Below are 19,178 nucleotides of genomic sequence, written 5' to 3'. Positions count from 1 at the left end.
CACATTTCTGCAACGGCTCACTACTCTATGGGTGGTATCCCAACAAACATTAACTGTGAAGTACGTAAATCTCCAACAGATCTCACAGAAGGTTTCTATGCTGCTGGTGAGTGTGCTTGTGTATCTGTTCATGGTGCGAACAGACTAGGTGCAAACTCTGTACTTGAAGCCCTCCTATTTGGTCGCCATGCTGGACAGAACATGGCTAAAAAAATTGATGAAGGCATTGAACTTCGTAAGGCAAAGCCTTCAGATGCAGATACGATGTTGGCAGAGATAGAGAAGATCAAAACATCTAGTGGTAATGAAACTGTACCAGGAATTAGAAATGAACTTCAAGTTGGTATGACCGCAGATGCTGGTGTATTTAGAACTAAAGAGTCTCTCGATAGACAAATAGCTTTGATTGATGATCTTTTAGTGAGATTTAACAATATCAGAATTGATGATAAGTCACTTACATTTAACACTGAACTTCAAGAAGCAATAGAGCTTGGACACATGTTAGAGTTTTCAAAGTTCATTGTAGTTGGAGCACTAAATAGAGAAGAGAGCCGTGGTGGTCACTATCGTGAAGACTTCCCTACTAGAAATGATGAAAGATTCTTGAAACATACTTACGCGTATATGGATAAAGAGTTTAACATCTCATTAGATTGGGGTGATGTTGTGCTTGGTAAGTTTGAGCCTAAAGAAAGAACATATTAAGGAGGTTATGATGAGTGTATTAAAAGATACTAGAAAAGTCACCATAAAAGCATGGAGATTTAACGCTGAAACTGATTACCTCCCGTATACAAAAGAGTATACAATGGAAGTAGGAAAAGATGAGCTAATACTTGATCTTATGAACCGTATCAAATGGGAACATGACGGAAGTTTTTCTTATAGACGTTCTTGTAGACATGGTATTTGTGGAGCATGTGCCATTAAAGTTAATGGTAAATCGGTTCTTGCATGTAAACAAAATGCTATCGAACTGCTTGATCTGTTCGATAATGATATCACGCTTGAACCAAGCTCTAAAAAACGTGCTGTAAAAGATATGATTATTGACAAGTCAGACTTCTGGGAGAAACATGCAGCTGTTAAGCCATATATTGTTGCTGACATTGATCCTACACCTCAATCTGAGTCTAAACAGTCTATAGCACAGTTCAATGCCTTACTTGATGCAGACCTTTGTATCCAGTGTGGTGCTTGTCACTATGCTTGTCCGGCACTTGAAGTAAATGATGCATTCCTTGGGCCTGCTGCTTTAGCTGCTGCCTATAGGTTTACAGCTGATACACGAGATGAAGCGGCTGAAGAGAGACTTCAAATTACATTTGAATCTGGTTCTGGTGTGTGGGATTGTGTAAAATGTTTTGAATGTGCAGAAGCATGTCCTAAAGAAGTAAATCCTATCGAGAAGATAGGAAAACTTCACAATATGCAGTTCGAGTATGGTGTAGCTGAAAGTAATGTTGCAACACGTCACGCAGAAGGTTTCTTAAGAGGTATGAAGAAAACAGGTTATTTGGATGAAGCTGATATCGTACTTTATTCAGAAGGCTATCTTGGTATGTATAAGCATCTTGGAACTGCAATGAAAATGATGAAAACCGGTAAGATACATTGGCACTCAGGAATACCGTTTATAGATAGTATTCCAAAGATAAAAAACTTAGAAGAGGTTCAAAAATTAATTGAGATCTCTCAAACTAACAAGCTGTAAGGAGAAAAGATGAGCGAACAATTACACTATGCATTATTTACAGGATGTACTGCTAAGCAGTCTACTCCTGAGTTACTTTCATCTACTCTTGCAGTAGCTGATAAGTTGGGTATTAAGATCACTATATTAGAAGAGGCATCTTGTTGTGGTGCATCTCACATACAAGATTTTGATGAATTCTTGGCACATGTACTGAATGCTAGAAACATTTGTTATGCAGAAAAACTGGGGCTTACGATGATCACCATTTGTAACACTTGTCAGCTTAATTCTGCGATGACCAAACATGCGCTTGACACTGATCCTGAACTAAAAGCCAGGGTTAATGAAAAGCTTGCAGAAGTAGGACTGGAGTATAAAGGTACATCTGAGATCAAACACTTCCTCTATACACTTATAGATGAGTATGGTTTAGAGAATGTGAAAGAAAAGGTTACTACACCGCTCAGCCACCTAAATATAGCGCCATTCTATGGTTGCCACAACATTCGTCCTTCTGAGTTACATGAAGAAGCAAATGGTCATGAAAATCCTTACAAACCTACTTCTTTGGACAGTCTGATAGATGCATTAGAAGGTAATCCTGTAAATTACGAAAGTAAAAACAAGTGTTGTGGTTTCCACGTGGAGCTTCAAGCAAACCATACTTCTGAAGTATTGGCTGGTAATGCTTTGGTAGATGCTATCGACAACAATGCAGATATGATGGTTACGCCATGTCCACTCTGTCATCTTAAGATGGATACATATCAAGACAGTATTGGTAAAGTGATGGGCCGTGACGTAGAACTTCCTGTTTTACACATGCCACAGATGGTTGCCCTTGCTCTTGGTTGTACAGAAAAAGAGATCGGTCTAAACTTCCATGTTCAGAAAGCTAAACACCTTTATACAGCATAAAAAAATACTACATTTTTCATTGGTTCCAAAGAAGTAAGTTTGGAACCAATCATTCTCCTTAAAACAGAAAAAATTAAAAACCACTTATATAAAACGTGATATAATTAAGTGTTAAAAAAGTCTAACTTTTTCTTAACACAAATTTAACACTATCGTTATAATATAGATAAATAAAATGAATACATAGGATGAGAGTATGAAGAAAATTGTATTGCTGATTGCAGCATTGGTTATGGTGAGTTCAAATGGTTTTTCTGAGGAAATGAAACATGGGATGCATGCAGCACATGGGAAAAAGATGCCTACACGTTTTCAGGCTGTTTCTCCAGATAAAGCAGTGATACTCCAAGAAGGTGAAAGTAAAATGTATTGTCCTAAATGCGGGATGACACTTCCAATGTTCTACAAAACAAACCATGCAGCACATGTAGATGGCAAGAGTACACAGTTCTGTTCTATCCACTGTTTAGCTGAAGCTATGGCTGATGGTAGTAAAGTAACTGGTGTTAAAGTGGTTGATAATACGACTTTAGAATTTATAGACGTTATAAAATCCTGGTATGTTTTTGGTAGTTCAAAACCTGGTACGATGAGTATGACCAGTAAATATGCATTTGGTAAAAAATCTGATGCTGAAAAATTTGCAAAAGAAAATGGTGGAAAAGTAATGACATATTATGCTGTTTTGGAGTCAGTGAAAAGTACACTTGCAAAAGAGAGTGCTATGGTACAGAAAAAACAGGCTATGGCTGCACAAAAAGGTGAAATGATGTATCAAGAAATGTGTACACCTGTTGATGCTAACTTCACCAGTACTGCTGAAGCGAAAACATACTTAATGACTGAAAAACCTTGCGGAGAAATTAAGGGTAAAAAACTACAAGCTATTGGTATTTATTTGAATCTACGTAATAAATAAGGTTCTCAGTGAAACACTATTTATTACTTTCTTTTTTACTTTTGGGATTAGCATATGCGGAAGGTATCTCACCTTCCAAGTATGCCAAGCTCGTTCAAAAAGGTGAGAAGGTAGCATTAAATCTCTGTGATGAAAATAAGCTCTCTAAAATCAAAAGTAAAAACCTTCAAGACATCTTCCAACAGATAGAAAATATTCAACCTTGTACTGTACTAAATGCACGTAATAAAGAAGCCCTAGCCTATTTTATTATGGCAGGTCATTCTGAGACTTTTAAAGGTGTAAAAGGACAAATAGCCGTTCCCAAAGAGGTTAAGTGCCCTGTATGCGGCATGTTTGTTGCCAAATATCCTAAATGGGCTGCTCTTATAGATGTAGAGGATAAGAAATACTATTTTGATGGGGTGAAAGATATGATGAAGTTTTATATCTTCGATGTAGATTTTCCTTTTGATAGAAATAAGATAAACCATATAGAGGTCACAGATTTTTATACACTTGAAGCCATTGATGCAAAACAAGCCTTATATGTCGTAGGTTCGGACGTCTATGGACCAATGGGTAATGAACTTATTCCATTTCTTACTAAAGAAGCAGCAGAAAATTTTATGACAGACCATAGAGGTGAAAAGATCATCCTCTTTATTGATATCACTCCCCAGCTTGTTATGGGTCTTGATGGCATAGAATATACTGAATAATTCATAGGAAAGAGACTTGATAAAACCATTTGCCGCTTTAGTTCTTTTGTTGATATTTATGATATTTGCAATGGGTTTACATTACGTGCTTTTTCCTTATACAAAATCTACAAGACCCATGCAACACATGACAGCACTTGTACACATGACTCCACTCTCTTTAAGTGTAGGATATGATGAATCAACGTATAACACTACCTACCCTGAAATGCAAGGACTAGAAAGAATGGACTTCATCTATGAACACTAGCGCTTTTTGGCATTTTCTTACGCTGCAGCTTTTTAAAGAACGAAGTAAACATTTGAGTGTAATAGTTATATCAGTCATGATACTTTTTCTACTTTCTTCTGCTCTCTTTATCTCTTCTTCTATACGTTTCTCATTGGAACAAACCTTGCATGTACAACCAGACTTTGTGGTAAATCGTACGCAAGGTGGAACGACAGTCCCAACACCTAACTCTTGGGGTGATGAATTACTTGATATCCATGGCATAAGTAAAGTTACACCTAGAGTTCATGGTCGATATTTCTTTGAAGCAAATAAACGATCTTTTCTTATAATCGGTGTAGACTTCTTCGAAGAGCAAAGTCATAAAAACCTTCAGAAACTTTTAGATGAAACAGATATAAAAGCCTTTTTTAATGGTAACCATATGTTGGTTGGTGAAGGTGTGAAAGCGTATCTTGATACACACTTTTACAAAGACTCCTATAATTTTCTCACTCCCAAAGGTGAATTTGAAAATGTACATATTTTTAAAGTCTTACCTTCACAGACCAATCTTATCACTAATGATATGATGGTGATGCCTATTGATCTTGCTCGAAAGATCCTGGGATATGGAGAAGACCAAGTCTCAGATATTACCTTCACTGTACCAAATCCGGATGAATGGTATATGATATCTGATAAGGTCTCTGCCCTACATTATGACCTTCATGTAGTAAATAAAAGTGATGTACAAAAATCATATGAAAACCTTTACAACTATAAAGGGGGATTTTTCCTTATACTCTTTTTAATGCTAATCAGTACATTTACTTTGATACTCTATCAACGTTACAGTATGGTCTATTCTAGCGAACGAAGACATATCGGTTTGCTTCGTGCTTTGGGGTGGAGTATCAATGATGTATTGAAACTGAAATTTATGGAAACATTTCTCGTTGTAGTGGTATCATATGTGATAGGACTGTTTATTGCCTATATGTACGTATTTGTTTTGGGTGCTCCTCTTTTAAAAGAAGTTTTCTTAGGTGGACAAAATTTGCAAAACACTCTATCTTTCGTACCTGTACTTGACTTTTCTGTTTTGACTTCCATCTTTCTGCTTTATGCCCTACCTTTTATAGCAGCAGTGTTGATACCTGTGTGGAGAGTCTCTGTAACAGATCCAAAAGAGGCTATGTTATGATAGATAAAATAATGATACAAATAGAAAATCTCTATAGAACATTCCATCATGGGAGCAATAAAGTGCCTGTACTCAAAGATATCAATCTGATTGTACATCGTGGTGAGTGTATAATACTTAAAGGTGTAAGCGGTAGTGGTAAAACAACCCTTCTTTCACTTATAGCTGGATTAGACAAACCTAGTGCAGGAAAAGTACTTATAGAAGGTGAACCTATCAGTAAACTTCCTGACCTGTTTGCATCTGAACTTCGTGCCAAAAAGATAGGAATGATCTTCCAACACTTTAATTTGTTTGAACATCTCTCAGTGAATGAAAATGTCACTATCCCCTTAATTCCTTCTGGATTAACAATGAAAGATATCCATCAGAAGGTTAATGATGCACTCACAGTTGCAAATATCATACATAAGCAGGATATCCTTGCGAGTAGACTTTCAGGTGGTGAAAAACAGCGTACAGCGATTGCTAGAGCGTTGGTTGCTGATCCAAATATCATTCTTTGTGATGAACCCACTGCCAATTTAGACAGAGATAATTCACTTTTATTCATTGATATGCTTGAGAAATTGCATCGTATGGGTAAAACGATCGTTATTGCCACACATGATCCTCTATTTGACAACTTGGCATTTGAGAGCATGACAGTTCCAATGGTTGATGGAAAGATTGTATAAAGTAATCGTATGAATGAAGCACTCCTCTCAAATCAAGTGATCGTATTTCTTCTTAGTGAATTCACTTTATTTACTTTATTATTTATAGCCTTTGTAGTTTCATTAAAAGTTTTAGTGAAGTGGGACTTTGAGAGTTTTACACCATTTCAGTTTTCCTTAGAAAGACAGGCATATTTAGTAAGTACTATTATTCTATTTGTTTTTCTTTTGAAGTTTGTGCTGGTCATCTATTTTATCTTCAGTATTGATGCTTTAGCAGTTTTATTACCTGGTGCTATGTGTGGTGCAGGTGTGATAAAAGCGAATGAATACGGATCATATCTTTTAACATTGAAATTATTCATCCTCTTTTTGTTGACACTTTGGCTTTATGTGCATTACTATGATATGCATACAAAGAATCATCAGTGGTTTAAACAAAAATCATGGCTATTCAGTCTGATCTTTATATTTATTATTTTAGAATTGGCTTTAGACTTTAGTTATTTTTCAAACATCGATACACATATGCCTGTAAGTTGCTGTTCAGCACTTTTCGGTCAACTCGAGGGAGCAAACCCGCTTCCCTTTGGATTGAGTACTCCTTTATTGTTGGTTCTTTTTTACCTATTGTATATTTTATTGATTCTTACACTAAAAATTGGATACACATTGCTTTATGTATTTACAAATGTGCTTTTCATTTTGATTGCCTACTATGCAGTGATTTATTTTTTTGGCACGTATATTTACGAACTTCCAACACATAAGTGTCCATTTTGTATGTTGCAGACAGAGTATCACTATATCGGATATCTTTTATGGGGATCTCTTTTCATGGGAAGTTATATTGGATTAAGTGATGCTGTCTCTATGCTTTGGTTAAGAAAAGCAGAAATGAGATATCAAAAACTTGTAATACGTTTACTTAGTGTCTTTGTGTTATTATGCACGGCTTATGTAGCAGTCTACTACCTGAGAAATGGTGTATTATTATAAATGGAGTCTTTATGAAGAAACTTATACCTTTGCTTATTATTCTTACTGTTATGGGCATCATCGCAGTCATTTTTATCTCGATGGCTAAAGATAAACAACCAGTGACTATCGAAAAAGGCAATGCAGAAATGAAAGCCTTGCCACTTAAAGTCAATTTTACAAATGATCCGTACTGTAAAATGCTTATCATCGAACAAAGAAACAGTTCACAAGTAGTTTCCCCAGATGGTAATACATGGTTCTTTGACGACCCTGCATGTATGGTCCTATGGCTTCAAGATAAATCGTTTAAGAACACAGCCAAGCTGTGGATATACAGTATTGATACAGAACAATGGATAGACGCAAGAAATGCTTGGTATGGAAGAGCTGATCAAACAGCCATGCATTATGGATTCGGTGCAAGAGAACATAAAACTAAAGATGCCATAGACTTTATTACAATGTCCCTATATGTATTACGAGGGGAACACTTAGGAAATCCTAAAATCAGAAAAAAACTTTTGGGAGAGTAGATGGAAAGTATTGATCTTATTTCTATTGCAACTATTGCTTTTTTAGGCTCTTTTGGACATTGTATCGGTATGTGCGGAGGAATTGTCATCGCATATAGCAGTAGAAAAGTAGATACAAAGTGGACAAGCATGATGCAGGGTTTTGCTCATCTTATCTATTCTTCTGGACGGATTACTACCTATGTGATGTTAGGAGCAATTTTTGGTGCTATCGGTGGCGTAGCACAGTTCAATGGCTACACTACAGCTGCACTGACCATTATTGCAGGTATCTTCATGATATTAGCAGGGCTCTCTCTTTTAGGAAAGTTGGAGTTTTTGACAAAACTGGAACACTCATTTTCAGGAAGTAAATGGTACCAGGATGCGTTCCGTCAAGTTTTACAATCCAAATCACTCTACAGTTTCTATATTTTAGGACTGCTCAATGGTCTCTTACCTTGTGGACTGGTTTACTTCTTTGCCGTAACTGCTGCAAGTACTGGTAGTCCGCTCTGGGGTGCACTGGTGATGTTCATTTTTGGTCTTAGTACCGTACCGGCACTTTTTAGCTTGGGATTCTTTACACAGCTACTTACTAAAAGTTCATTACGAAAAATGATGATGAATTTGGCTTCCATTATTGTGATTCTGTTTGGGATCTATACGATTTACAGAGGTTATGACTTCATAGAAAATCCAGAGAAGTCGGTATTGAACTGTTGTGAAGGTGAAGAAAAAGCTGGAGAAAGTGAAGCCAACGTAAGTAATCTGGCTCCATTTGAGGTCATTCAATAATATGACTGAAAAGTTTCGTCATTTGGCATAGTATTACGCTTTTAAAAGAGGTAATGTACCCAGTAGATCATTGCAGTAAGTATAGTCATCTAAACTCTCTTTCCATTCCTGTGGGATCGCATCCACACCTTTATACGCACCTAATACCATGCCAATGGCTATAGCACGCGAAGCATTATCCCCTCCAACCATAGTATTGGCTTGCAAGGCTTTTTTAAGTCCATCTTCCTGATCAGCATACTTGAGTATAAAGTAGACTGCTCCTGGTAAAGTACCTTCTGTAGGACTGGCCTTCCCTACACGTATAGGTTCAGATCTCCCTATGTCCCAGAGTCTTGCCATGGATGTAAGGGCAAGGTCATCGACAAACTGTTCTTTAGAAAGCTCTGAGCTTTCATCTGTGGCTTCTTTATACTTACTGATAGCCTGAGATACTTTTGATGATATGAATGAACTCATCTGTACGGCAACAAGTTCCATTGCATCACGTGGATGTACGCCATGTATCACCCTGTGTGTGACACGTGCAAAAAACTCACCACCGCTTAGCGCTTCTTCACTGGTGTGCGTGAACATCGTTTTTCTAGCTACTTTTGCCAACGTCTCTTCATCATCATAATATGCATGTGCTGCAACATGACGAATGGCCATTGCATTGGAAATGCCTCCAAGTTTATCTATGGAGTTTCCTGCCTGAACCTGTGCAAAAGTCTCTCTTGTCATGGTGCATATCCATGAGCCCCAATTGTTAGTCAAACGGTTTATCCAATGAGGAATGAGTGCTGCGACATCAAATTCCCGTGGAGGATCAGCTGTAGCAGCAAGATGCTCAAGTACTAAGATATTATAGTCACCATAATCTGTAGTTCCCCCTGCTTTCTTTCCCGGATGATAGTTACGTTCACCCCAGCCTATACCGTGCGTCTGCCCACCCATCATTTCACCTGGACCCATGAATTTCTCTATGGGTTTGTTACCATAGGCTTTATAGATCTTTGGGGCATCATACTCATAATGACTCCCTAAACTTAGAGCATCACCTACTAATGCACCAAAAAATGCACCTTTTACAGCTTCTTCTTTTGTTCTCTTGCTCATTATCGTTCCTAATTATTTATTTAATTATTTTAAATATAACCAAACAATCTTTATTTTTTTAGTGTATACTAATATTATGATTGACTAAAGGGTGGTAATGAAAGAATTCTTAACATTTCAGACATTTATCACCCCTACGCTACTTATACTTATCTACTATATTGGAGCTATACTTGTTCCTGTAGTTAGCTGGTACTTGGTCCACTGGATAAAAACAGTTTATCTTTCTAAAAAAGGTATAGATCTTGAGCTAGAAGTAACTGTACATATTACTTTCCGTCAGCGTTTTATTATGTACTCTATCTTTATCATCTCTTTTCTCTGTATGGAGATACTTTGGAGAATGATGTTTGAGTTTTTCATTGCATATTTTGATATGCATGATGCTCTCATGAAATTAGTCTAAGGATTTAGAAACAGTGAATATTTTTAAAGGCATCATTATTGTTTCGTTATCATTTTCATTATGTAATGCTGAGAGTAACGAAACTAGTTCAGAAGAATCTTATTATGTTGATGACATGCATAAAAACATTTCCCAGTCAGTGATTGAATGGGCTGATATCTTAGATGTAAAAGTGAGTAGTTGGCTCATAGACAGCAATACAACTGAATGTAATACAACAACCTTTGATACGAACACAACTGTTACTTCGTTTGAATGCAATACAACGACTTTTGAAACCAATACAACTGCGGAAGATCTACAACCATTTAAAAAAACTAAAAAAACCAATACGACTGTCGTGAAAAGCAATAGAACTGTGCCTAAAAATAATGGTCCTATTAGTGAGTCAAATGTATCTGTTAATACACTGGAAGATAAAGTTAATGCTGTAGATCAATTCTTTCAGAATGATAGATATTTGGATCAGACAGAGAATACCTATATTCGTGTTCGGTTACAAAGCTATCTTCAAACAAAAGATTCTAATGATTTTGATCTTAAGCTTAGAGCACAGGCCCCTTTTAGTAGAAGTAGAAAACATCTTAAGATCTTTATTGATGACCTCACTGTCGAAAATGCTGATAACACATTACAGGATGTTTCAAATGATGATACGGGAACACCTGATATTGGTCTGCACTATTATGCACCAATACGTAAGATCAGATCAAGATATTCAGTCGGGTTAAGTGGTATAGACCCTTTTGTTAAAGCAAGGTATAATATGCCTATAATGGTAGATGAATGGCGTATGGACACTGTTCAGTTATTTGAGTATTCAACTGATGATAAATTTGAGGAAGAAACAAATTTTTATTTTGACAGGTCATGGAGTGATAGATCACTTGTCAGGGTACAACTTCACAGAAGTACACATCAAGAAACCGATGGTATGGATTATTTCTTATCGGCCCAGTACTTTAAGGCTACAAAAATTGATGCTGGTTTTGGTATTGCACAATCATTTTATGGGAATACAAAATATGAGTATACAGTTGATACCAGTGCAGGACTTCCAGAAACTGAAACCTTTGGTGGTATAAACAGTTATGTCACTACTCTTAGTTGGAGAGAAAATATTTGGCGTAAATGGTTTTATTATGAAATTAGGCCTTCTGTGTCATTTGAAAGACAATATGATTACGAACCTAACTACAGGGCTCTTATCTTTTTGGACTTTTATTTTGGAAAACATCATTAAATTTTAAATAAATAAGACTATTTTTATCCTATTTAAATTTATTTGTGCTATAATCTCACCATCAAAAATAAAAAAGGAAATAAAATGCCAAAAATTAACAAATACCAAGACATCTCAGAAATCGACAGAGAAGCGAAAAAAGACCTTATAGACAGACACTCTCCATTTATCCACTGTGCAGACACAGCTACTGCTGGTGAGCCATTTGAAGTAACTGTAAAAATGGGTAACGAATATACTCACCCAGATGATTTTGATCACTTCATCGAATCGGTAACACTTTTCGACGGTGAGACTCAACTTGCAAAAGCTTCTTATGTTCCAGGAACTCTTGGTAACACTAAAGCACACAACACAACTACATTTACAATCATTCCAACAGGTAAGAAACTTAAGCTTATTGCTCATGGTTACTGTACAAAACACGGTATCTGGGAAGGTACTGAAAAAGTAGTTGAAATTAACTAGTCTCTCTAAGCCCCTTACCAAAGGGGCTTGATATATCTTTTATCCCTCTCCTCTTTCACCCTTTTATATACACTTAAAAACATTTATTTTTACACCTTTATGTTTCTTTTGCTACACTACGGTCATAAAAGACCAAGGGTTAAAAATGAATATGCAAGACATGTCAGATGAATGTACAAAAAAGTTTCTTGAAAAAGCGGAAGAGAAAATGGAGGATACTTCAAAAGTACCTCTAGATACAATAAAAAGATACTGCCGTATGCTCATAATCTATTGTGATACAGGAGGTAAAGTATCGGAAAGCTTTATAAGCTCAATGGACAAATGTATTCAAGAAATAATATCTGTAGAAGGTATGGAAGAGATTCTTAATGAGTGCAATGAATGTCCTGAAAATCTGTAAGCGATTATTTGGTAGATATTAGCTTATACGCCTCAAACTTATAATCAGATTCAAACCCTTTGATCGTAGTATGCTTTAATGCGTTTTGGCATGCTTTGAATTTAATCATATCAACATCACTGTTCTTATAGAGATTTGTTTGGTCTACAGTAGGTATTACATACCCTATACCTCTAACAATACCGGCTAAAAGACTATCATCCATACCTTTGATACTTCCATTAACATACTCTAAATATTGGCATTGTCTTTTCAGAATCTCGTCAATTCGTGTATCTGCTGAAGTTGTGACTGGCGTTATTATCAAAAATAGTATAAACATCCACATTAAGACTTTCATATTTATCCTTTTCTCAGTCAATGATTGATTCAATTATTTTTTTGTTCTCTGAGTATGTATACTCTTGGACACCAGTTTAGAAGCTTCTAACTTATAATCAGATTCAAAACCTTTTTGAGTACTATTCTTTAAAGCATTTTTGCAGGCTCTTTCTATAACCATACGTTTGTTTCTGCTTTTCAAGAAGTCTGTTAGGTCTTCTTCAGCCGTCATGTATTCAACACCCTGAACAAACCCAAGAAGATACCCATCTGCTTGGTCACTATTGGTTCCTTCCATGTTGCCGTATAATATATATTTACATTGATTTTTCAGTGTATCATCAATCACACTTCCTGCTGATACGATGTTCGGTGTAATTATTATTAACAAAGCACTAAATGTCTTTATGATATTTTTCATTCTCCATCCTTTTCACTTAGTACAAGTATAGCCTAATAGCTTTATACTTGTAAACAGAAAAATAAGGTTTCTTATACCAATACAATTATATGTTATAAACTATATAATACTATTTTTAGAATCATTAAGCTGAACGAAATACAGTGAAAGTATAATTTAATATATTATAAGGAAGAAAGAATGAAAAAATTACTATTTGTATTTATATTATTAACAGGGATGAGTTTGAGTGCAGGCGAAGTTGAAAAAAGAACGAAATCGTGTAATGAAGGTAATGCTACTAGCTGTTTTAAACTGGGAGAGATGTATGATGACCATGGTGCAGGAGTACTTAGAAGTTATGCAAAGGCAGAAGAGTTTTACACGAAAGGCTGTGATGGAAATGATTTTAATGCCTGTACAGGTCTTGGAGTTCTTTATGAGCTTGGTAATGGCGTAACACAAGATTATGCAAAAGCTATAGAGCTTTATGTAAAGGCCTGTAATGGTAAAAGTGGTGACGGATGTACAAATCTTGGGAATATGTACCATCATGGTAAAGGCATAAAAGAAGATCTAAAGAAAGCAGAAGAGTTTTACACAAAAGCTTGTTATCTTCAGAGTGGTTTAGGATGTTATAAACTTGGCGTACTATATTATGAGGATCTAAATCCTGACTCTAGTACTTCAGTGATCAAATCACTTTTCCGTGAAGCTTGTTCTCTTGGTGAAATTTTAGGATGTGAAAATTTTGAATTACTACAGAAATCCTATAGAACATTTGAAAAATAGTATATTTTTTATCCTGAGTTTAATATATTTTTTGTAAAATCTTAAAAATTAAAGTAGCAAAGGAGTATGATATTATGCGAACAAAACTTGTATTTGTAATGCTATTCATGCTTTCTTTTAATATTTTTCATGATTCGTTTATCTCCCTTCTTGAGAAAGAGGAACATGCCAATATTGTACACTACATGAATGATGATGCCCCCTCTTCTGAATGTGCTGAATTTAATGAAATACATAGCATGTTTCATTTTATGGCCATTGTAACACCTTCTAAAAATACGCTTATACAATTTGCCAAAAGAGAGACGATACCACATCTTTCAATTAAGTATAGTCCTCCCTTTGAAAAGACTTCTTACAAACCTCCTATAGTATAAATCTTACAATATTTACAATTTTATTAGAACACTGTTCAGTGATGATCTTATGCTTTCAATAGTGAAGATCATAACTGATTTTAAATACTATAGATACAAGAAAGAGAAATAAATTTATGAAACAGATCTTCCTATTTGTATTACTGATACAACTTGGTCATACATCAACACTAACATTAAAACAGGTCTTAGATACTGCAAAGAACAATAGTACACTTACAGAGGCTTTAGAACAAGAAGGTCTTTTACTAGAAGCACGAAATTTAGCAGATACATCTTTAGATCCTATGGAGCTTTATGGCTCAGTCGGCAATGCAGATCCTATTATTGGGAAAGATGAGACTGAATACTCAGTTGGACTTTCAAAAGAATTTTCTTGGGGGAATACCCAAAAAGAAGAACAAAGTATCATCCGTCTAAATAATGAAGCTTATCTTTTAGAGGAAGATATAAAAATATTAAGTTTTGAAAATGGAATAAAAAGTCTTTATCATAACCACTGTTTAGATAAAAAATATTATAGAGTTTCTAAACAAAACTATCAAGAGTTTGTAAAACTTTATAAAAAGAAACAAAAGTCATATAAGTATCAAGAGATATCAAAAGCTGAACTCATGCAACTTGAAATTGCGAAGAACAGACTGTATGCACAACTCCAAGAGATAGAAATGCGGCAAATGATCTCAAAACAGAAACTTTTCATTTTAGGACGTATGAAGAACGCAAACACAACAACACTTTCATGTAAAGACATATACCCTATTAAAGGCAATATAAAATTTGAGGGAGACAAATTTCAACTCTCAAAAGAGGCACATACAAAACGTTTGAAAAGTACACAGGTTGCCTTGGAAAGATATTCAAAGACAATGGATTCAATTAGTCTTTCTGTTCAATACGATAACGAAATAGATATAAACAGGTATGGTGTAGGTGTATCTGTACCCTTAAATTTTACAAGTAGCAGATCAGAACAGGAACGTGCTGCCGCAATGTATAAAAGTTCAGCACTTGGTTTTCAATATGATGAAATGATGATTGAGAAGAGAAGTCGATTCTTGGAATTAAAGTCATACTTAAACAGTAAAGTACGTATGCTAAAAACACTGAAGAATAATCATAGAAATTATAAGAAACAACTTTTGCCTTTGATCAAAAAGAGTTATGATCTGGGTGAAACTTCTGTAATTGAATATTTACTGAACAGACAACAATCATATCAATTAAGACAAGAAATATATGCTACGAAAAAGGCATATTACAACACACTTTTTAAACTTTATACACTCAGCGAAATCAAGGACAAATAATGAGAAACACAATACTATTGCTAACGCTATTTACATTTACAATCCAAGCTGGAGATCTTATATTAACACCAGAGCAGAAAGATAATTGGCAGATAAAAGTACAAGCACCTATAAGTTCACAAAAACTGCCTTTGGGTGAGTTTATCGCTAAAGTAGTTACACCGCCATCTCTTTTACATTCTATTTCACTTCCTTTTGAAGCGAATGTAAAAAAGCTTAATGTTGCTAATTATCAATATGTCAAAGAAGGACAGGTTTTAGCTGAAGTTACTGGGACAGAATGGATCTCTACACAACAAAAAGCTATATCTGATACGATTGAATTGCAATATCAGGAACAACGTGTAGAACGAAAAAATATGCTTTGTAAAGAAGAGATCATTCCCCAAAAAGAGTGTACTGCAGCAAATTCAGAGCTTGAAGCCAATAAAATAAAGGTTTCAGCATCCAAAGCCTTGCTTGAAAGTTATGGTGCAAGTGATGAGATGATCAGAACACTTTTTAAAGAGTTAAAACTATCTCAGACTATACCGTTAACAAGTACAGTGGCAGGTCGTGTAGTTGAATTACATGCGGCGCCAGGAAAAAGTACAAGTCCGGAAGATGCATTGTTTATCATTCAGGAGAAAGGTTCACTTTGGCTTGAAAGTGACATTGAAGTTTTAAGAACAGAAGGACTGAAAGAGGGACAAAAAGTACAAATTACTTTAACAAACAATACTTTTGATACTACCATCTTACAGCTCTCTCCTGTCATTAACCCACAAAACCAGACCAGACAAGTACGTTTTCTTGTGCCTTTGGACATTGATGTCTTTGCCGGACTTCGTACAACTGCGAAGATCACTCTTTCAGAAGAAAGTTATAAGGTCAAAAAAAATGCTGTGATCAAAGATGGTGACACGCAAATAGTCTTTGTAAAAACTAAAAATGGTTTTTCATCCGTACCCGTAACAATACTTACAGAAGATGACAGATATTATTATCTTAAACCAATTGCAGCACTTAAAAAGGAAATAGCAGTGAGTTCATTGGCAGTGCTTAAAAATATGTTAGGTGAAGATGATGAATAAACTCATAGGTTTTGCACTTGCTCAGAGGCTCTTCTTCTCTTTGTTAGCACTTGTTATTCTCGGTTTTGGTATTAAAGCCTATAATGAACTACCCGTTGATGCCTTTCCTGATATCTCTCCTACACAGGTAAAGATCATTATTAAATCAAGTGGCATGACACCTGCTGAGATGGAATCTCGTATTGTTGTACCTATAGAAATGAAGATGGTTGGTATACCTTATGAGACTATGATGCGTTCTGTATCGAAGTATGGTTTGTGTGACATCACCATAGATTTTGAAGATGGTACAGATATTTATTGGGCTAGACAACAAGTAAGTGAAAGATTGGCAGATATAAAAGGTGAACTGCCTGCCAATATGGAAGGCGGACTTGCGCCTATTTCTACCCCATTAAGTGATATTTTGATGTTTACCATTGAGTCAGATACCTTATCACTAGAAGAGAAAAGAAGTCTTTTAGATTGGATTATCTCTCCTAAAATACGTTCAGTATCCGGCGTAGCCGAAGTAAATGCACTTGGTGGAAAAGTAAGGACATATGAGGTTGTACCAGATCTTAATAAAATGAGAACAATGGGTGTAACACTTGAGCAGATATTTAAAGCACTTGAAGAGAACAATCAAAATGATGGTGCAGGACGTGTCTCTCAAGGCGTAGAAAGTATATTGGTCCGTAGTATAGGACAGCTAAAAAACCTAAAAGATATTGAAACACTACCTATAGTGAAAAGAGATGACAAGGTCATCACTTTAGATGAAGTGGCTTTAGTTAAATTTGGCTACCTTACCCGTGCAGGCTTTGTGAGTAAAAATGGTGAGGGTGAAGCGGTTCAAGGCTTGGTACTTGGACTTAAAGGGACAAATACTGCTATAGTGCTTGACAAAGTAAAAGAGGAACTTAAAAAACTTGGGAAAATGCTTCCTGGTGACACAAAGATAGAGATCTTTTATGATCGTTCAGATCTTGTGAATCTTGCTACAGATACTGTTAAAAATGCACTATATGAGGCTGTAATACTCATTATGGTCATTTTACTCGTAATGCTGGGTAACTTAGCCTCAGCCCTGAGTGTTGCACTCATTCTCCCTTTTGCTCTTCTTATGAGTTTTATTGCTATGCAATACTTTGGTTTAACAGCGAACCTTATGAGCCTGGGTGGACTTGCCATAGCCATAGGGATACTGGTTGATTCTGCGGTAGTTGTAGTTGAACATATCACTGCTGAACTTGGTAATCCTAAACAACAGCGACACAGTAAAATAAATATTATCTACACAGCAACTATAGAGATGGCCCCTTCTATTATTACAGGTGTGCTGATTATCATCATTGTGTTTATGCCGCTTTTGACGCTTGAAGGTCTTGAAGGTAAACTTTTTAAACCAGTGGCATTGAGTATTATTTTTGCCCTCTTCTCTTCACTTATTTTGGCATTGACACTTATACCAGTTCTCTCTTCTTTTATTTTAACAAAAAGAGAAGATAAGGAATCCTGGCTTATACGTGTTTTAACCAAAATTTACAGACCTATTCTAATATTTACATTAAATAATATTAAAGGTACTGTCATTGTTGTCTTTGGATTATTTGCGGGTTCTTTGTATCTGGCAGATAAAACAGGTAAATCGTTTATGCCTACTATGGATGAAGGTAGTATGATCATCGGTGTAGAGATGCTGCCTTCTATCTCCCTGGAAGAGAGTTTAGCCCTTAACATTAAAGTACAAAAGAAACTTATGGCATCGGTACCTGAGATCAAAGACATCATTGCCAGAACAGGAAGTGATGAGCTTGGTCTTGACCCTATGAGTCTCAACGATACAGATACATTCTTGGTTCTTAAAGACAAAGAAGAATGGAGAGAACCTTTTAAAGAGTTTGTCATAGAAGAGATCAGAAAAGTGCTTGATCAGTTTGTAGGTATAGAGTATGGATTTACTCAACCTATAGAGATGAGGGTCTCTGAAATGCTTACAGGTGTGAGAGGTGATCTGGCCATCGATATTTTTGGATCTGATAATGAACAACTCGAAGAGATAGCTGTACAAATAAAAAGTATTCTTGAAACTATTACAGGCAGTAGTGATGTCTATAAAAAAGCCAATGAAGGTGTGGAGTACTTTGAACTAGAATTCGATAAAAAGGCTATGGCATACTATGACATCAGCCAACAAGAACTCAATGATTTTCTAAAAGTAATGGTTACCGGTGTACAAGTAGGAATCATCCAAGAAGGTATGCGTCGTATTAACCTTATGGTAAAAGGCGATGAGAAGATCGAAAATTCACTCGATAAAATTAAAAAACTATACTATCCTTTGGAAAATGGCAATGCCGTACCTATCAGTAACTTTGTTAAGTTCATCTCCAATGCAGGACCTGTACAGATAGAACATGAGTATGGATACAGAAAAACCATTGTTCAAACCAATGTAGAGGGTCGTGACCTTGTTAGTTTTGTTGAAGAAGCAAAGATGAAGATCGAAAATGAAGTAAAACTTCCTGCAGGATATTACCTTACATATGGCGGAGAGTTTGAGAACCAGCAAAGGGCGGCATCTAAACTTGCTATTATCGTACCTTTGGCACTCTTTTTAGTCTTTATACTTCTCTTTGTCTCTTTTGGGTCGTTAATTCAGGCAACGATGGTGCTTATCAATGTACCTTTGGCACTGATAGG

The 19,178-nt window shown here is 35.9% G+C and carries 23 protein-coding genes; 20 read left to right on the top strand and 3 right to left on the bottom strand.

All coding sequences use genetic code 11. The annotated features are described in order from the left end of the window. The 11 genes from WBM70_RS09610 to WBM70_RS09560 form a co-directional block, all read left to right on the top strand. A partial coding sequence (locus tag WBM70_RS09610) for an FAD-binding protein (protein ID WP_424558296.1) occupies positions 1 to 708 on the top strand: 708 nt, incomplete at its 5' end. A gap of 10 nt (positions 709 to 718) precedes the next feature. After that, positions 719 to 1,717, top strand: a complete 999-nt coding sequence (locus tag WBM70_RS09605) for a succinate dehydrogenase/fumarate reductase iron-sulfur subunit (protein ID WP_424558295.1) — start codon at positions 719 to 721, stop codon at positions 1,715 to 1,717. Between the two features lie 9 nt (positions 1,718 to 1,726). Continuing rightward, on the top strand, positions 1,727 to 2,617 hold the full coding sequence (locus WBM70_RS09600; protein ID WP_424558294.1) for a CoB--CoM heterodisulfide reductase iron-sulfur subunit B family protein: 891 nt from the start codon (positions 1,727 to 1,729) through the stop codon (positions 2,615 to 2,617). A 196-nt stretch (positions 2,618 to 2,813) separates the two neighbouring features. After that, positions 2,814 to 3,536: a nitrous oxide reductase accessory protein NosL gene (locus WBM70_RS09595; protein ID WP_424558293.1), complete on the top strand. Its 723-nt coding sequence runs from the start codon at positions 2,814 to 2,816 to the stop codon at positions 3,534 to 3,536. Positions 3,537 to 3,544: 8 nt separating this feature from the next. Beyond that, positions 3,545 to 4,237 (top strand): nitrous oxide reductase accessory protein NosL, encoded by a 693-nt coding sequence (locus tag WBM70_RS09590; RefSeq protein ID WP_424558292.1) that lies wholly within the window; start codon positions 3,545 to 3,547, stop codon positions 4,235 to 4,237. A gap of 118 nt (positions 4,238 to 4,355) precedes the next feature. Next, positions 4,356 to 4,487, top strand: a complete 132-nt coding sequence (locus WBM70_RS09585; protein WP_424558291.1) for a hypothetical protein — start codon at positions 4,356 to 4,358, stop codon at positions 4,485 to 4,487. Then, the gene (locus WBM70_RS09580) at positions 4,477 to 5,655 is read left to right on the top strand and encodes an ABC transporter permease (RefSeq protein ID WP_424558290.1); all 1,179 of its coding nucleotides are present in this window, start codon (positions 4,477 to 4,479) and stop codon (positions 5,653 to 5,655) included. Before WBM70_RS09585 ends, WBM70_RS09580 begins: the two co-directional genes overlap by 11 nt. Continuing rightward, complete coding sequence (locus tag WBM70_RS09575; RefSeq protein ID WP_424558289.1) at positions 5,652 to 6,332, top strand: ABC transporter ATP-binding protein; 681 nt, start codon at positions 5,652 to 5,654, stop codon at positions 6,330 to 6,332. The genes WBM70_RS09580 and WBM70_RS09575 overlap by 4 nt, the downstream gene beginning before the upstream one ends. Before the next feature lie 9 nt (positions 6,333 to 6,341). Beyond that, positions 6,342 to 7,310: a hypothetical protein gene (locus WBM70_RS09570; RefSeq protein WP_424558288.1), complete on the top strand. Its 969-nt coding sequence runs from the start codon at positions 6,342 to 6,344 to the stop codon at positions 7,308 to 7,310. Between the two features lie 11 nt (positions 7,311 to 7,321). Continuing rightward, entirely contained in the window at positions 7,322 to 7,825 is a 504-nt protein-coding gene (locus WBM70_RS09565) for a hypothetical protein (protein ID WP_424558287.1), read from the top strand. Beyond that, entirely contained in the window at positions 7,826 to 8,602 is a 777-nt protein-coding gene (locus WBM70_RS09560) for a sulfite exporter TauE/SafE family protein (protein ID WP_424558286.1), read from the top strand. 33 nt (positions 8,603 to 8,635) lie between these two features. Here WBM70_RS09560 and WBM70_RS09555 read toward each other — a convergent pair whose 3' ends face one another. Beyond that, positions 8,636 to 9,700 carry an ADP-ribosylglycohydrolase family protein gene (locus tag WBM70_RS09555; protein ID WP_424558285.1) on the bottom strand — a complete coding sequence of 355 codons (1,065 nt, stop codon included), beginning with the start codon at positions 9,698 to 9,700 and terminating at the stop codon, positions 8,636 to 8,638. A 97-nt stretch (positions 9,701 to 9,797) separates the two neighbouring features. Between WBM70_RS09555 and WBM70_RS09550 the strand changes: the two genes are divergently transcribed. The 4 genes from WBM70_RS09550 (at position 9,798) to WBM70_RS09535 (ending at position 12,220) form a co-directional block, all read left to right on the top strand. Next, positions 9,798 to 10,106, top strand: coding sequence for a DUF4282 domain-containing protein (locus WBM70_RS09550; RefSeq protein WP_424558284.1), 309 nt, complete (start codon positions 9,798 to 9,800; stop codon positions 10,104 to 10,106). A 13-nt stretch (positions 10,107 to 10,119) separates the two neighbouring features. Then, complete coding sequence (locus WBM70_RS09545; protein WP_424558283.1) at positions 10,120 to 11,349, top strand: hypothetical protein; 1,230 nt, start codon at positions 10,120 to 10,122, stop codon at positions 11,347 to 11,349. 84 nt (positions 11,350 to 11,433) lie between these two features. Next, complete coding sequence (locus WBM70_RS09540) at positions 11,434 to 11,817, top strand: class II SORL domain-containing protein (protein ID WP_424558282.1); 384 nt, start codon at positions 11,434 to 11,436, stop codon at positions 11,815 to 11,817. Positions 11,818 to 11,962: 145 nt separating this feature from the next. After that, the gene (locus WBM70_RS09535; RefSeq protein ID WP_424558281.1) at positions 11,963 to 12,220 is read left to right on the top strand and encodes a hypothetical protein; all 258 of its coding nucleotides are present in this window, start codon (positions 11,963 to 11,965) and stop codon (positions 12,218 to 12,220) included. Between the two features lie 4 nt (positions 12,221 to 12,224). Here the strand turns inward: WBM70_RS09535 and WBM70_RS09530 are convergent, their stop codons facing one another. Next, positions 12,225 to 12,560 (bottom strand): hypothetical protein, encoded by a 336-nt coding sequence (locus WBM70_RS09530; protein WP_424558280.1) that lies wholly within the window; start codon positions 12,558 to 12,560, stop codon positions 12,225 to 12,227. Positions 12,561 to 12,593: 33 nt separating this feature from the next. Then, positions 12,594 to 12,962: a hypothetical protein gene (locus tag WBM70_RS09525; protein ID WP_424558279.1), complete on the bottom strand. Its 369-nt coding sequence runs from the start codon at positions 12,960 to 12,962 to the stop codon at positions 12,594 to 12,596. A 180-nt stretch (positions 12,963 to 13,142) separates the two neighbouring features. On the opposite strand from WBM70_RS09525, the gene WBM70_RS09520 reads away from it, so the two are divergent. From WBM70_RS09520 to WBM70_RS09500, 5 genes are all read left to right on the top strand, one after another. Then, positions 13,143 to 13,733, top strand: a complete 591-nt coding sequence (locus WBM70_RS09520; RefSeq protein WP_424558278.1) for a tetratricopeptide repeat protein — start codon at positions 13,143 to 13,145, stop codon at positions 13,731 to 13,733. Positions 13,734 to 13,807: 74 nt separating this feature from the next. After that, a complete protein-coding gene (locus WBM70_RS09515; protein WP_424558277.1) occupies positions 13,808 to 14,110 on the top strand; it encodes a hypothetical protein in 303 nt (100 codons plus the stop codon). 116 nt (positions 14,111 to 14,226) lie between these two features. Further along, the gene (locus WBM70_RS09510; protein ID WP_424558276.1) at positions 14,227 to 15,420 is read left to right on the top strand and encodes a TolC family protein; all 1,194 of its coding nucleotides are present in this window, start codon (positions 14,227 to 14,229) and stop codon (positions 15,418 to 15,420) included. After that, positions 15,420 to 16,493 (top strand): efflux RND transporter periplasmic adaptor subunit, encoded by a 1,074-nt coding sequence (locus WBM70_RS09505; RefSeq protein ID WP_424558275.1) that lies wholly within the window; start codon positions 15,420 to 15,422, stop codon positions 16,491 to 16,493. Before WBM70_RS09510 ends, WBM70_RS09505 begins: the two co-directional genes overlap by 1 nt. Next, a partial coding sequence (locus tag WBM70_RS09500; protein WP_424558274.1) for an efflux RND transporter permease subunit occupies positions 16,486 to 19,178 on the top strand: 2,693 nt, incomplete at its 3' end. The genes WBM70_RS09505 and WBM70_RS09500, both read left to right, overlap by 8 nt.

The sequence above is a fragment of the Sulfurovum sp. genome (assembly GCF_049668085.1).
Classification (GTDB): Bacteria; Campylobacterota; Campylobacteria; order Campylobacterales; family Sulfurovaceae; genus Sulfurovum.
Note: the sequence above shows the minus strand (reverse complement) of the source record. Positions and strands in the feature narration are given on the sequence as shown.